General features: G+C 72.7%; 14 protein-coding genes. 12 read left to right on the top strand and 2 right to left on the bottom strand.

All coding sequences use genetic code 11. The annotated features are described in order from the left end of the window. The first annotated feature begins 24 nt into the window (after positions 1 to 24). The 5 genes from HCN52_RS05030 to HCN52_RS05050 all read left to right on the top strand — a co-directional run bounded on the left by HCN52_RS05030 (position 25) and on the right by HCN52_RS05050 (position 5,465). Positions 25 to 870 carry a carbohydrate ABC transporter permease gene (locus HCN52_RS05030; RefSeq protein WP_168087162.1) on the top strand — a complete coding sequence of 282 codons (846 nt, stop codon included), beginning with the start codon at positions 25 to 27 and terminating at the stop codon, positions 868 to 870. Positions 871 to 894: 24 nt separating this feature from the next. Continuing rightward, positions 895 to 2,181: an ABC transporter substrate-binding protein gene (locus HCN52_RS05035; protein ID WP_312876546.1), complete on the top strand. Its 1,287-nt coding sequence runs from the start codon at positions 895 to 897 to the stop codon at positions 2,179 to 2,181. Between the two features lie 91 nt (positions 2,182 to 2,272). Then, positions 2,273 to 3,577, top strand: a complete 1,305-nt coding sequence (locus HCN52_RS05040; RefSeq protein ID WP_168087146.1) for a Gfo/Idh/MocA family protein — start codon at positions 2,273 to 2,275, stop codon at positions 3,575 to 3,577. A 127-nt stretch (positions 3,578 to 3,704) separates the two neighbouring features. Continuing rightward, entirely contained in the window at positions 3,705 to 4,631 is a 927-nt protein-coding gene (locus HCN52_RS05045; protein ID WP_168087147.1) for a DUF6807 domain-containing protein, read from the top strand. A gap of 96 nt (positions 4,632 to 4,727) precedes the next feature. Beyond that, positions 4,728 to 5,465 (top strand): class I SAM-dependent methyltransferase, encoded by a 738-nt coding sequence (locus HCN52_RS05050; protein WP_168087148.1) that lies wholly within the window; start codon positions 4,728 to 4,730, stop codon positions 5,463 to 5,465. 18 nt (positions 5,466 to 5,483) lie between these two features. Here HCN52_RS05050 and HCN52_RS05055 read toward each other — a convergent pair whose 3' ends face one another. Both HCN52_RS05055 and HCN52_RS05060 read right to left on the bottom strand, forming a co-directional pair. Beyond that, positions 5,484 to 6,452, bottom strand: coding sequence for a fibronectin type III domain-containing protein (locus tag HCN52_RS05055; RefSeq protein WP_312876547.1), 969 nt, complete (start codon positions 6,450 to 6,452; stop codon positions 5,484 to 5,486). A 117-nt stretch (positions 6,453 to 6,569) separates the two neighbouring features. Next, positions 6,570 to 7,169: a DoxX family protein gene (locus HCN52_RS05060; RefSeq protein WP_168087150.1), complete on the bottom strand. Its 600-nt coding sequence runs from the start codon at positions 7,167 to 7,169 to the stop codon at positions 6,570 to 6,572. 504 nt (positions 7,170 to 7,673) lie between these two features. Between HCN52_RS05060 and HCN52_RS05065 the strand changes: the two genes are divergently transcribed. The 7 genes from HCN52_RS05065 (at position 7,674) to HCN52_RS25210 (ending at position 14,419) form a co-directional block, all read left to right on the top strand. Continuing rightward, complete coding sequence (locus HCN52_RS05065) at positions 7,674 to 8,624, top strand: ribokinase (protein WP_168087151.1); 951 nt, start codon at positions 7,674 to 7,676, stop codon at positions 8,622 to 8,624. Beyond that, complete coding sequence (locus tag HCN52_RS05070) at positions 8,621 to 9,622, top strand: ABC transporter permease subunit (RefSeq protein ID WP_168087152.1); 1,002 nt, start codon at positions 8,621 to 8,623, stop codon at positions 9,620 to 9,622. Before HCN52_RS05065 ends, HCN52_RS05070 begins: the two co-directional genes overlap by 4 nt. Positions 9,623 to 9,726: 104 nt before the next feature. Next, positions 9,727 to 10,749, top strand: coding sequence for a sugar ABC transporter substrate-binding protein (locus HCN52_RS05075; protein WP_168087153.1), 1,023 nt, complete (start codon positions 9,727 to 9,729; stop codon positions 10,747 to 10,749). Continuing rightward, entirely contained in the window at positions 10,749 to 12,335 is a 1,587-nt protein-coding gene (locus HCN52_RS05080) for a sugar ABC transporter ATP-binding protein (protein ID WP_168087154.1), read from the top strand. The genes HCN52_RS05075 and HCN52_RS05080 overlap by 1 nt, the downstream gene beginning before the upstream one ends. Then, on the top strand, positions 12,332 to 12,787 hold the full coding sequence (gene rbsD, locus HCN52_RS05085) for a D-ribose pyranase (RefSeq protein WP_168087155.1): 456 nt from the start codon (positions 12,332 to 12,334) through the stop codon (positions 12,785 to 12,787). The genes HCN52_RS05080 and rbsD overlap by 4 nt, the downstream gene beginning before the upstream one ends. An 89-nt stretch (positions 12,788 to 12,876) precedes the next feature. Then, on the top strand, positions 12,877 to 13,593 hold the full coding sequence (gene deoC / locus HCN52_RS05090; RefSeq protein WP_168087156.1) for a deoxyribose-phosphate aldolase: 717 nt from the start codon (positions 12,877 to 12,879) through the stop codon (positions 13,591 to 13,593). 67 nt (positions 13,594 to 13,660) lie between these two features. Then, the gene (locus tag HCN52_RS25210; protein WP_168087157.1) at positions 13,661 to 14,419 is read left to right on the top strand and encodes a GntR family transcriptional regulator; all 759 of its coding nucleotides are present in this window, start codon (positions 13,661 to 13,663) and stop codon (positions 14,417 to 14,419) included. The last annotated feature ends 76 nt before the right edge of the window (positions 14,420 to 14,495 follow it).

The raw sequence follows: 14,495 nt of genomic DNA on the forward strand, positions 1-14,495 counted from the left end.
CGCGCGGGACTCAACGACACCGCCATGGCACGCGTGATGCTGTGGTTCCGCGGACGGAGGGTGTTCACCCACATCGGGCTGATCCTCTTCGGCCTGGTGATGCTCTACCCGCTGCTGTGGATGATCTCCTCGTCGCTCAAGCCCGAGGACGTCATCTTCCGCGAGCAGGGCCTCATCCCCACGAGCATCACCTTCGACAACTTCATCGCCGGCTGGAACGCGCTGCGGCACCCCTTCAGCCACTACCTGTTCAACTCCGCGATCATCACCGCGGGCGCGGTGGTCGGCAACCTCCTGGCCTGCTCGCTGGCGGCGTACGCCTTCGCCCGGCTGGAGTTCCCGTTCAAGAAGTTCTGGTTCGCGGTGATGCTCGGCACGATCATGCTGCCGCTGCACGTGGTCCTGGTGCCCCAGTACATCCTGTTCTCGGAGCTGGGCTGGATCAACACGTTCTATCCGCTCATCGTGCCGAAGTTCCTTGCCACGGACGCGTTCTTCATCTTCCTGATGGTGCAGTTCATCAGGACGCTCCCCCGGGACCTGGACGAGGCGGCGCTGATCGACGGGGCGGGGCACTGGCGGATCTTCAGCCGGATCATCATCCCGCTCTCCACGCCGGCGCTCGCCACCACGGCGATCTTCACCTTCATCTGGACCTGGAACGACTTCCTGTCCCAGTTGATCTTCCTCACCAACCCGGACATGCACACCGTCCCGGTCGCGCTGCGGACCTTCCTGGACTCCAGCGGGGATTCCTCCTGGGGACCGATGTTCGCCATGTCGGTCATCGCGCTGGGCCCGATCTTCGGGTTCTTCCTGGCCGGCCAGAAGTACCTGGTCCGCGGTATCGCCACCTCGGGTCTGAAGTAGTTAGAGAATTCAAAGGAGAGTTCAGTGACCACTCACACCAAGCGCCTGACCCGCAGAGTCCTGCCGGCCCTCGCGGTGGTCGGCGCGATGACCCTGACGGCCTGCGGCGGCGGGGACAGCGGCGGCGGCGAGGACGGCGACATCACCCTCCGGGTGGCCTGGTGGGGCAGCGACCACCGCCAGCGCATCACCGAGGAGGCGATAGCCACGTTCGAGGAGCAGAACGAGGGCATCAAGATCCAGCCCGAGTACTCCACGTTCGACTCCTACTACGACCAGCTGACCACGCAGGTCGCGTCCAACGACGCCCCGGACGTCTTCGCCATCGAGATCCGCCGCTTCGGCGAGCTGGCCCGCGGCGGCGTCATGGCCGACCTCGGCGACAAGGTCGACACCGGTGACCTCAACGAGGACCTGCTGGAGTCCGGCACGATCGACGGCACCCAGTACGGCATCCCGACCGGCGCCAACGCCTTCGCCGTCATGGCCAACACCAAGGTCTTCGAGGACGCCGGCCTGGAGCTCCCGGACGACACCACCTGGACCTGGGAGGAGTACCTGGAGCTGAGCGCCGAGCTCAGCGACGTCAGCGACAGCGGCATCTACGGCACCCAGATCAGCAACAACGACGCCTGGCTGCGGGTCTACGCGGCGCAGCGCGGCGAGGAGTTCTACACCGACGGCCAGCTCGGCATCACCGAGGAGACCGTCACCGACTGGTTCCAGTACCAGCTGGACCAGATCGAGCAGGGCGCCTCCCCCGACGGCCCCCGCAGCGTCGAGATCGGCTCCAACGTCGAGACCTCGCTGATCGCCACCAACTCCGGCGGCATGGGCATGTGGTGGACCAACCAGCTGGGCACGCTGTCCTCCGGCTCGGGTGAGAACGTCGAGCTGCTCCGCATGCCGAGCGCCGGCAACGGCGGCAGCGGCGGCATGTTCCTGCAGCCGACGATGTTCTGGGCCGTCAGCGGCAACTCCGCGCAGCAGGACGCCGCGGCCAAGCTGATCGACTTCCTGGTCAACGACCCCGAGGCCGGCGCCATCCAGGGTTCCGACCGCGGTCTGCCCATGAACTCCTCGGTGCTCGACGCCGTCCGCGACGAGCTGCCCGAGGAGGACCAGAAGTCGCTGGCCTTCCTGGAGGACATCAGCGACGAGACCGACACGCCGCCCACCGCCCTGCCCAGCGGCGCCGGAGAGATCCCCAACCTGCTGACCCGCTACAGCGAGGAGGTCTACTTCGGTCGCATGACGCCGGCGGAGGCCGCCGCGCAGTTCGTCTCCGAGGCGAACGGCACCCTCAGCTGACCGGGCCCGGTGGCGGGGGGCGCCGACCGCGCCCCCCGCCCCCGGGGCAGCACCGAAGCCTCTCGAACCACCGCACGAGGAGAGACCACCCGTGACCCGCCGCTACGCATTCGTCGGCCTCGGCCACCGCGCGCAGATGTACGTCGACGCGCTGCTCGGTGACTGGAGCGACACCGGGGAGATCACCGCTCTCCTCGACACCAACCAGACCCGGATGGACTTCTACAACGAGCGGATCGCCGCCACCGGCCGCGCCGCCGTCCCCACCTTCCGGCCCGACGGTTTCCAGCAGATGCTGGAGCACTGCGACGCGGTCGTGGTCACCTCGGTGGACAACACGCACGCCGAGTACGTCGTCGCCGCGCTGGACGCCGGCCGCGACGTCGTGGTGGAGAAGCCGCTGACCGTCGACGCCGCCGGCTGCGAGGCCATCGCCGCGGCCGCCGAGCGCAGCAGCGGAGAGATCGTCGTCACCTTCAACTACCGCTACTCGCCGCGCAACACCGCGCTGCGCGAGGCGATCGCCTCCGGGCGCATCGGTGACGTCACCAGCGTGAACTTCGAGTGGACCCTCGACACCATCCACGGCGCCGACTACTTCCGGCGCTGGCACCGCGACCGGGAGTCCTCCGGCGGTCTGCTGGTCCACAAGTCGACCCACCACTTCGACCTGGTCAACTGGTGGCTGGACGCCCGCGCCGAGATGGTGTTCGCCCAGGCGGACCTGCGCTTCTACGGCGACGGCAACGTCGAGGGCCCGCGCCCCGAGCGCTCCCACGGCGCCCCGGAGCTGGGCACCGACCCGTTCCTGCTGGACATCGGCGCCGACGACCGGCTGAGGCGGCTCTACCTGGACGCCGAGGCCGAGGACGGCTACGTCCGCGACCAGGACGTCTTCGCTCCCGGCGTCACCATCGACGACAACATGGCGGTCCTGGTCCGCTACGACAACCGCGCCCTGCTGACCTACTCCCTCAACGCCCACGCGCCGCACGAGGGGTACCGCGTGACGGTCAACGGCACCAAGGGGCGGCTGGAGCTGGAGGTCTGCGAGCGCTCCTGGACCCCGCCGCAGGACGCCGTGGACCCCTCGGCGACCGGCAAGGCCAACGCCCAGGGCGCCTTCGACCGCCTCACCGTGCAGGAGCACTGGAAGCAGGCCGAGGAACTGCCGATCCGCAACGGCGAGGGCGCGCACGGCGGCGGCGACAAGCTGCTGCTGAACGACGTCTTCCGCGGACCGGGCCAGGACCCGCTGGCGCGGCAGGCCGGCTACCGGGACGGCATCCGCTCGGTGCTGATCGGCGCCGCGGCCAGCCGTTCGGCCCGCACCGGCGCGCCCGTCACGCTCTCGGACTCGGGTACGCGCATGGCGCCGGAAGCGGCCGGCGCGTGACCCCCGGGCGGTGCCCGTGTCCGGGCACCGCCGTACCGCTCCCCCGGTGCCGCCGGCGGCTCCGGCACGTCACCACCGGTGGCCGCCCGGCCCCGGACCGCACGGCCCGACCGACGAAAGGCACCCTATGACCCGGCCCGACCTGCGGCTGACCCACACGCCCGGCGACCGCGTCGAGCTGCGCCACCAGGAGGTCACCCTCTTCTCCTACGTCTACCGCCCCGAGGCGGCGTGGGAGGCACCCAAGCCGTACCTGCACCCGCTGCGTACCCTGTCCGGCGGCGTCGTCACCGACTACCGGCCCAATGACCACCGCTGGCACAAGGGACTCCAGCTGACCTCCTCCCACCTGTCGGGCCAGAACATCTGGGGCGGACGCTGCTACGTGCACCCCGTCGGGTACCAGCCGTTCCCGGAGCGCCTGGGCTCCATGGAGCACGACGGCTTCGAGTCGCTGACGGAGACCGAGGACGGCGCGGTGATCGCCGAGCGGCTGACCTGGCGCAACCACGACGGCGACGGGTGGGTCGACGAGCGGCGCCGCATCGAGGCGCACCGGGTCGACCCGGAGGCCGGGGCATGGACCCTGACCTGGACCTCCACCCTGACCAACGTGCGGGGCGAGGAGCTGCGGTTCGGTTCCCCGACCACCGCCGGCCGGGAGATGGCCGGCTACACGGGGCTGTTCTGGCGGGGCCCGCGCGCCTTCCGCAACGGGAAGGTGCTCGGCCCGCGCGGCGAGGGCCAGGAGCTGATGGGAAGCCAGGGCGCGTGGCTCTCCTACTCGGGCGAGTTCGACGGCATCGACGGCCACGCCACGGTGGTCTTCGAGCACGCGCCGGAGAACGGGCAGGACGGCAGCGGCACGGAGCATCCCTCGCACTGGTTCGTGCGGAGCGACCCGTTCGCCGCGGTGGCTCCCTCGTGGGCGTTCTTCGACGAGCTGGTACTGCCGGCGGGCGAGTCGCTGGTGCGCCGCTACCGCGTGGTGATCGCCGACGGCGCGTGGGAGCGGGAGCAGACCGAGGCGTACCTGGCGCAGCTCGCCTGGTGAGGCGCGGCGGGTGCGGGGCGGTCGGGGACCCGGCTGCCCCGCACCCGCGTCGGAAAGCCGTGGCGGCCGCGGCGCGCACCGGGCTACCGTCCCCGCATGCCTGACGCGATCTTCGCCCATCCGCGGCTCGCCGCGCTCTACGACCCGCTCGATCCCGACCGCGGTGACCTGCTGCCGTACCTGGGGATGGCGCGGGAGTTCGCCGCGCGACGCGTGCTGGACATCGGCTGCGGCACGGGGGTGTTCGCCCTGCTGCTGGCGGAGCGCGGCGTCGAGGTGACCGCGGTGGACCCGGCCGCGGCCTCGCTGGCGGTGGCCCGTGCGAAACCCGGCGCCGACCGGGTGCGGTGGATCGACGGGGACGCCACGAGGCTGCCGCCGCTGCGGGTGGACCTGGCGACGATGACCGCCAACGTGGCGCAGGCGATCGTCGGGCCGGACCAGTGGGCCGACACGCTGCGCGGTGCCCGCGCGGCGCTGCGCCCGGGCGGTCGGCTGGTGTTCGAGACACGGGTGCCCGCCCGCCGGGTGTGGGAGCGGTGGACGCGCGAGCGGACACACCGCGTGTCGCAACTCCCGGGGGTCGGCCCGGTCGAGAGCTGGGTGGCGGTGACGGCGGTCGACGGCCCGGTCGTCTCCTTCCGCTGGCACTACGTCTTCGGCGCGGACGGCGCGACCCTGACGTCCGACTCCACGCTGCGGTTCCGGGAGCGCGACGAGGTCGAAGCGGACCTCGCGGCGGCGGGGTTCTCGGTGGACGAGGTCCGCGACGCGCCCGACCGGCCGGGCGGCGAGTGGGTGTTCGTCGCCCGCCGGTCCGCGCCCGCCGCCTGAGCCGGTCCGCGCCGGGGGTCACGGCGCTGCCGCGGCCTCGACGGGTTCGGTGAAGGCGCCCCAGTGGCCGTCCGGCAGCTTGGCGCGCACGGTCACCGCGTGGCGGGCGCCGGGCTCGTCCACGGTGAGCAGGTGGGTGATCTCGCCGTCCGGTGCCTCGGCGCCCCACAGCAGCGTCGTCGTGAACTCGCCGTCGAGGTGGATCTGGTACTCCAGCACGGCGGCGCCGGTCCGGGGCGGGGTCCAGCTCAGCTCCAGGGTCGCGGGTTCCGCGCCGGGGCGGGCGGTGAGTCCGGCGGGTGCCGTCGCCGTGCCGGTCTCCGCCGCCTCGCCGGTGCCGGGGGTGGTCAGGCGCAGTTCCGGGCCGGGCTCGGAGAGGTTGTCGCCCGCGTCGCGGGCGATCACGGTGAAGAGGTAGTCGGTGCCGGGGCGGAGCCCGGTGACCATGGTGGTGGTCTCCTCGGCCGGGACGCTGTGGATCGCGGTCCCGCTCTGGTGGATCTCGTACCCGGTGACGGCGATGTTGTCCTGGGCCGGCTCCCAACTGAGCGTCGCGGCGCGGGGGCCGTCGGCCGAGCCGGTGAGGGCGCCGGGCGCGGTCGGCGGCTCGTCGTCGTCGGTCTCGGCGCCGAGGGTGGTGGCGGTCACGACGCGGCTGTCGCCGGAGGTGCCGGCGGGTCCCGTGGCGCGGACCGTGAAGTCGTAGGCGGTGGCGGGCCGCAGCCCGCCGACGTCGACCATGTAGGTCTCCGCGCCGACGGTCTCGACCTCCTCACCGTCGCGATGGACGGTGTAGCCGGTGACGCCGGCGGCCGCGTCGGCCCGGTGCCACATCACGTGGACGGTGGAGGAGCTGGTGGCCTGGGCGGTCAGCCCGGAGGGCGCGGGCGGGCGGGCGTGGCCGGCGGCGTCACCGCCGCAGGCCGTGAGAGCCAGGCCCAGCAGCAGGGCGAGGGCGAGCACGGCGGTGTGGGGGGTCCGTGTCACGGTCGTACCTTCCAACCGGGGTAAAGGTCTGGACCACCATGGCGGTTCGGGGGGCGGCACGGCAAGAGGCGGGGCGGCACCCGGCACCGGGCGCCGCCCCGTCGTCGTCCGCGGCGGTCAGTGCAGCCAGGAGTGGTGGCGCACGACCGGCGCCCGCTCCCACGCACTGCCCAGTCCCCAGGTCCGGCCGGCGGCGCAGACGGCGAGCACCACCATGACCAGCGCGTAGACGATGTGCATGTCCACCACCGGGTTGGTCGACATGGTGGGTGAGCCGTCGGCGAGCACCCGGGCCACCGGCCATTCGGCCGTCCACAGCATCAGCATCATGACGGTGCCGCCGGCCGCGGCGAGCCGGAGCCCTATCCCCGCGACCAGGGCGACGCCCAGTCCCAGCATCCCGGCCATGTAGGCGAAGTCCACCCACACCGCGCCGGCCCAGCCGTTGAAGGTGCTCTGGAGCGGGCCGGCCGAGACCCCTCCGAGGTAACCGGCGGCCGGAGCACCGCCGTTGATCCAGGCCGACTCACCGGAGGTGGCGTAGCCGAGCCCCAGCGTCTTGTCGAGGAAGGCCCACAGGAAGACCAGGCCGAGGGCGATGCGGAGCACCGCGAGCGCCCGGGCCGGGACGGAGTGCGGCCGGGGGGCCGCGGTGCCCTCGTCGCGCGTCTCGCGCGGGGCCGCCAGGACAGGCGGCGGAGCAGGCTGGACAGACATGGGGAGGGTCCTTCCGGTCGGGGGGCCGTCTCACGTGCGTTGAACTCCGCCCTGACCAGTCGACTCCGCCCGCCGACCTGATCGCCCCTTCTGTACCCGGGCGCGGCCATCGCACACCTGCGCGATGCGGAGCTGGCCGACGCCGCAGGCGCCGCGACCGGCCCCCGCCGACCTGACCTGCACGAACAGTCCTTCCGGGCGATGGGGCCCGGAAGGGGCGGCGGTGAGGACGACCGAAAACCGCTCACCGTGTGCCGCACACCGATCCACCCGCCGCCCGACGCCCCGTCAGCCGATTCGTCGAGGCAGGTGCGCCGGCCCGGGAGCTCCGGCCCGGGAGCCCGGCCGCGACCGCCCGAGCGGCACAGCGGCGCCGACCCCGGCGGGACGCCCCGGGAGAACCGCCCAGAACTTCGCCGCAACCGACCTCTTGACCAGGGACATGCCTGTACATACGCTGCGCTTGTTCATGGTTGTCCCCATACAAAGCGGGGTGTGCGTTCGATGCGGATCGCAGTGGTCGGGAGTTACGGAGCGGGGCTCACCATGCGGGTGCCCCGGTCGCCCGAGGCGGGGGAGACCGTCTCCGGCGGGGAGTTCGCCGAGGGCCCGGGAGGCAAGGGCTCCAACCAGGCCGTCGGGGCCGCCCGGCTCGGGGCGCGCGTCTCGCTGCTGACCGCCGTCGGGGACGACGCCTTCGGTCGCGCGGCCCGCGACCTCTGGGCCGCGGAAGGGGTGGACGCCACCCACGTGGTGACGGCGGACGCCGCGACCATGGTGGGTTTCATCCTGGTCGAGCCCTCCGGCGAGAACCGCATCGCCATCGCCCCCGGCGCCCTCGAGCGGCTGACCCCGGCCCATCTGGAGCCGTTCCGCCCGGTGATCGCGGAGGCAGACGTCCTCGTGGTCTCCATGGAGATCCCCGCGGACGTCGTCCTCGGGGCGCTGCGCCTGGCGCGGGAGACCGGCACCCGCACCCTGCTCAACCCCGCCCCCGCCCGGCCGCTGGCCGACGAGGTCTGGCCGCTGGTCGACGTGATCACCCCGAACCAGACCGAGGCGCCCGTCCTGCTCGGCCTCGGCGAGGACGCCGCGCCGAGCGACCGCGAGCTGGTCTCCCGGCTCCGTGAACGCACCGGCGGCACCGCCGTGCTCACCCGGGGCGGGCAGGGCGCCCTCCTCGACGACGGCTCCGGTGTACGGGAGGTGCCCGCGCGGCCGGTGAGCCGGGTCGTGGACACCACCGGCGCCGGCGACGCCTTCACCGCGGCGCTCGCGGTCGCGCTGGCCGGCGGGGCCGACACCGCCACCGCCGTCTCCCGCGCCGCGGCGGCCGGCGCCCACGCCGTCACCGTCCCCGGCGTGATCCCCGCCCTGCCCACGCCGGAGCAGCTCACGGCCGTGCCGACCCCCGTCACGGACCGCACCCACGCCGAGAGGAACGACGCCGCATGACCACCACCACCGCGCCGGCGCGGGGGTTCGTCCCCGACCTGCGCAGACTGCTGCACGCCCGGGAGGCGGGGGTCTTCGCCGCCCTGGTGCTGCTCTTCCTCCTCGGCGTGGTGCTCTCCCCGGGGTTCGCCTCCTCCGACAACCTGCTCTCCGTCGGACAGCAGATATCCCAGATCGGGATCATGGCGGTCGGCGCCACCTTCGTCATCGTCAACGGCGAGATCGACCTCTCGGTCGGCTCCGTGTACGCGCTCTCCGCGATCTGCACCGGCATGGCCATCGCCGACGGCCTCGCCTGGCCGCTGGCCGCGCTCATCGGACTGGCCGTCGGGTCGCTGGCCGGTCTGCTGAACGGCCTCGCCGTGGTGCTGCTGGGAGTGCCGTCCTTCATCGTCACCCTCGGCACGCTGAGCGTGTACCGGGGCGTGGCCCTGCTCATCTCCGACGGCGCCCCGATCTCCCTCAACAACGGCATGCCGGGGGTCGCCGAGTTCAGCCTGCTCGGCCAGGGCCGCCTCTTCGGCGTGGTCCCCATGCAGTTCGTCGTCTTCGCGGCGGTCGCCGCGATCGGCGTGGTCCTGCTCTCCCGCTCCCGGCTCGGCTTCAACAGCTACGCGGTCGGCGGCAACCAGGAGGCCGCGCGCCTGGTGGGCATCAACGTGAACCGGGTCAAGCTCAGCGCCTTCGTCCTCTCCGGGTTCACCGCCGCCCTCGCCGGGGTCCTGGGGCTGTCGTTCCTCTCCTACGTGCAGGGCGTCACCGGAAGCGGGTTGGAGCTGACCGTCATCTCGGCGGTGATCATCGGCGGTGCCGCGCTGTTCGGCGGGTCCGGCACGGTCTGGGGCACCGTCATCGGCGTCACCTTCATCGGGCTGCTGCAGAACATCCTCAACATCAAGGGGATCTCCTCCTTCTGGCAGACCGTCGTCACCGGTCTGGTCATCGTCGCCGCCGTCGCGGCCGACACCTGGCAGCGCCGACGAAAGACCCGCGCCTGACCGGCTGCCCCACGCCCCCGCCCCACCTCCTCCCCCACACCGCGCCCGGTCGCTCACGCGTCCCCGCGCCCCCGGAAACCCGCGCATGTGACACAGGAGCCGCAATGTCCCTCCGCACCACCGTCAGAACCGTCATGACCGCCGCAGCCGTCACCGCCACCGCCGCGCTCGCCGCCGGCTGCGGCGCCGTCACCGCCGCCGACAGCGGCGGCTCGGACGGGGCCTTCGAACTGGCCCCGTACATCCAGGAGCGCGTCGACAACGGCGAACCGCTGCGGATCAAGCTGAGCTACCACGACCCGTCGCTCGCCTTCGCCACTCCGATCAGCCAGGGCATGAACCGCGCCGGCGAGGAGCTCGGCGCCGAGGTGCAGCTGATCGGACCCACCGGCGGCGACGCCGGCCAGCAGGTCTCGGAGCTGCAGACCCTGATCCAGCAGAAGTCCGTCGACGGCCTGGCCGTCTCCTCGGCCTCCAGCGACGCCCTGCGTCCGGTGATCGCCCAGGCGTACGACGCCGGCATCCCGGTGATCTCCTTCAACACCGACAACCCCGACTCCCGCCAGATGGGCTTCGTCGGCCAGGACCTGCGCGGCTCCGGCGAGTCCCAGGCCGAGGAGCTGCTCGACGTCCTCGGCGAGGACGCGACCGGCAAGGTCGTCGTCTTCTCCGTCGACACCGGAGCGGGCTGGTCCCACGACCGGTTCGGCGGCTTCCGCGACGGCCTGGAGGGCAGCGGGCTGGAGATCGTGGGGCCGGTGAACGTGGGCAACGAACCCAACGCCGCCTACAACACCGTCGAGTCCACCATGGCCGGGCAGTCCGGCGTGACCGCCATCGCGGGCCTCGACTGCTGTTCCACCACCGCCGCGGCCAAGTGGACCGCCGAGTCGGGCAACGCGGACGGCATCGCCGTGGTCGGGTTCGACGTGCTCACCGCCACCGCGCAGTACATCGAGAGCGGCGTCGTCGACTTCACCATCAGCCAGAACCCCGCCGAGCAGGGGTACCAGGCCGTCAAGGTCCTGCACGACTTCGCGGTCGACGGCACCGAGATCAGCGGCGTCGACACCGGCTCGGAGTTCGTCACCGAGGAGAACCTGGCCGACACCCCGGTGGAGGACTGATGACCGCCCCGAGCACGGCGCCTCCCACCCCCGGGCCGGCGGTGCGGATAGCCGGACTGGGCCGCAACTTCGGCCCGGTCCGCGCCCTCCACGACGTCTCCTTCGACGTGCCCGCAGGCGAGGTGACCGCGCTGCTGGGGGAGAACGGCGCCGGCAAGTCCACCCTGCTGAAGATCCTCGCCGGTCTCCAGCCACCCAGCGCCGGGACCGTCACCGTCTTCGGCGAGGAGGTCACCTCCCACGACCCCGCCACCGTCCTCGCCCGGCACGGCGTCGCCATCGTCCCGCAGGAGCTCAGCCTGCTGCAGGACCGGACCGTCGCGGAGAACGTGCTCTCCGGCGTCGAGCCCGGCGGCCGCTGGTTCCCCTCCCGCCGCGCCATGCTGCGGCGGACCCGGGAACTGCTGGCCGAGCTCGACCTGGACCTCGACCCCGCCGCGTCGGTCGGCTCGCTGGACCTCGCCACCCAGCAGTTGATCGTGGTCGCCCGATCCGTGGCACGCGGCTGCCGGGTGCTGATCCTCGACGAGCCGACCGCCATGCTCACCCCGGCGGAGGCGGAGCGGCTGTTCGTCCTCATGGACCGGCTCAAGGACCAGGGCGTCACCATGCTGTACGTCTCGCACCGCATGCCCGAGGTCTTCCGGCTCGCCGACCACATCCAGGTGCTGCGCGACGGCACCCACGTCGCCGGCTGGGGGCGGGACGAGACGAGCCCCGACCGCGCGGTCGCCGCGATGGTCGGCAGGGAGCTGGCGGAGGTGACCGCCCGCGCGGGCCACCAGGGCGCCCCGGACGGTCCGCCCGCCCTGGTGGTCCGCTCGCTCAGCGGCCGCCGCCACAGCGGGGTCAGCTTCGCCGTGCGGCCGGGCGAGATCCTGGGCGTCGCCGGACTGCCCGACTCCGGGCGGGTGGAGCTGCTGCACAACATCTTCGGCGGCGACCGCGGCACCGGTGGCGAGGTCGAGGTGCTCGGCAGCCCCTACGAGCGCCGCGACCCCATCGCCAGCGTCGGCCGGCGGCTGGCCTTCGTCCCCGGCGAACGCCGCGCCCAGGGGCTGTTGACCACCATGAGCGTCGGCCGCAACGTCGGCGCCCTGACCACCCGGGCGTTCTCCCGGTTCGGTCTGGTCCGGCGGCGGGCGTTCGACCGCAACGCCGCCGACCAGGCGAAGAAGCTCCGGGTGAAGACCGCGTCGCTGGAGCAGCCCATCACCAACCTCTCCGGCGGCAACCAGCAGAAGGCCGTGCTGGCCCGCTGGCTGTCGATCAACCCGGGCGTGCTGATCCTCGACGAGCCGACCCGCGGCGTCGACGTCGGTGCCAAGGCGGAGATCTACGAGGAGCTGTTCGCGCTCGCGGACCGCGGGCTGGCCATTCTCTGCTCCTCCTCCGACCTGCCCGAACTCCTCGCCGTGACCGACCGGATCGCCGTCCTCAGCGAGGGGCGCCTGGTGGAGATCGTCGAGACGGCCACCGCCACCGAGGAATCGATCATGACCCTGGCCACCGGTGCCGCACCCGCCCTGCCGGGCGAGGGGCACCGGACCGCCGGACCCACCGCACCGGAAGGAACCGCACCATGAAGCGCCGAGGCATCCTCAACGACCGGCTCAGCGCCGCCCTCGCCACCCTGGGCCACACCGACCTCCTGCTGGTCGTGGACGCCGGGTTCCCGATCCCCCGCGACGCGGACCGGATCGACCTCGCGGTCACCGAGAACCTGCCCGACCTCCGTACCGTCCTCGGCCTGGTCGCCGACGAACTCGTCGTCGAGGGCGTGGTCCGGGCGCAGGAGGTCCCGACCAACAACCCGCTGCTGGAGACCTGGCTGCACGAGCGGTTCACCGACGCCGCGTTCACCACCCGCGACCACGCCGACATGCTCGGCGAGGTCGCCCGCTCCGCCAAGGTCGTCGTCCGCACCGGCGCGTTCGAACCCTGGGGCAACATCGGCCTGTTCTGCGGCGTCGACGTCCCCCGCTGGTTCGGCGGCGAGGGCGTCGTCGCCCCCGCGTACTACGCCGACAAGCTCTGACACCCCCACAGCCCCACCCCGGCCGCCGGGGCGACGGCCCACCGGCCCCGCCCCGCACCGGCCACCGACAGATGGAGAGAGAACCAGACATGTCCGAGACCTCGACCACCGCGACCGCCGAGCCGGACCTCGCCGCCGCCGACCTGGCGCGGTACATCCAGCACACCCGCATCGACTCCCGCGCCACCCGCGAGGACATGGTCGCCCACGCCCGGGAGGCCGCGCAGTACGGCTTCAACGCGGCGATGGTGCCCGCCTCCTGGGTCCCCGTCGTCAGCTCCGAACTCGCCGGGACCGGCGTGGAGGTGGCCTCCGCCCTGGACTTCCCGACCGTCGGGGTGATGACCAGCGCCGGCAAGGCGGCCGAGGCCGCCGAGATCGCACGCCTGGGCGCCACCCAGCTCGACATCGGCGTCCAGATCGGCTGGCTGAAGAGCGGCCGCCACCAGGAGTTCCGCGACGACATCGCCGGTGTGGTCACCGCCTTCGGCGGCCCGGTCAAGGTGATGCTCGAACTGCCGCTGCTGACCGACGAGGAGAAGGAGATCGCCGTCGAACTCGCCCAGGACGCCGGCGCCGCCTTCCTCAAGAACGCCAGCAGCGGGCAGATCGAGACCGCGAACCCGACGAGCGTTCGGTACCTTGTGGAGCGGGCGCGCGAAGGGGTCCAGGTGAAGGCGTCCGGTGCGATCACCGGGTACCGGCAGGCGGTCGATCTGCTGCGGGCCGGGGCGGTGCTGCTCGGCACCAGCGCCGGGATCGCCCTGGTGACCTCCTCGGCCGACGCCGGGACCAAGAGCTACTGACGCAGGTGACGGGCCGTGCCCAGCAGGGCACGGCCCACGGGTGACTCCCGGAAGGAGCACGGTGAGGGTGACGGCCGACGACGAGGAGCCGGCGGGCATCAAGCGCGATGTCCCGACGGCGATCCACGTCCAGATCTCGGAGCACATCCGTACCCGCATCGCCGCCGGCGAGTGGCCCGCCCACTACCGGCTCAAGAGCGAGCCCGAACTGGCCCAGGAGTTCGGCGTCAGCCGCGGCACGGTGCGGCGGGCGCTGGCCACCCTGATCGCCGAGGGACTGCTGCGGCAGGTGCGGGGGCGCGGCACGTTCGTGACCTCCACCACCATCGAGCCCGCCATCGCGCAGAAACTCAGCACCCTCTCCGAGGACTTCGCCAGCCAGGGCGTGGTCACCGACACCCGGGTGCTGGAGGCGACGACGCTGTCGCCACCCCGGCCCGTCGCCGCCCTGCTGGACCTGGCGCCGGGCGGCAGGGTGCTGAAGCTGGTGCGGCTGCGCAGCACCGAGAGCGGCCCGGTGGCGCTGCTCTTCAACTACGTGCGCACCGACTTCACCCCGGGGATCGAGGAGGTCGACTTCGAGCGCTCCAGCCTCTTCGGAGTGCTGGAGGGCAGCTACAGGCTGAAGATCGACGCGGCGCGCCGGACGTTCAGTGCCGAACCGGCGGCCGCCGAGGTGGCCTCCGCGCTGGAGATCCCCGAGGGGGCGCCGGTGCAGTACCTCCAGCAGGTCACCTACCTCGCCGACGACCGGCCGGTGGAGTACTCCGACGTCTGGATCCACAGCGGCCGGCTGCACCTGACCTCGCTGCTGCGCCGCCGCTGAGGCGGCGGCGCGGACGGCGGCACGGACGGCGGCGCGCGTCCCGCGGGGGTGGGCGCGCGCCGCGAGAGGCGACGAC

Origin of the sequence: Streptomyces bohaiensis (assembly GCF_012033785.1) — a bacterium.
Taxonomy (GTDB): domain Bacteria; phylum Actinomycetota; class Actinomycetes; order Streptomycetales; family Streptomycetaceae; genus Streptomyces; species Streptomyces bohaiensis.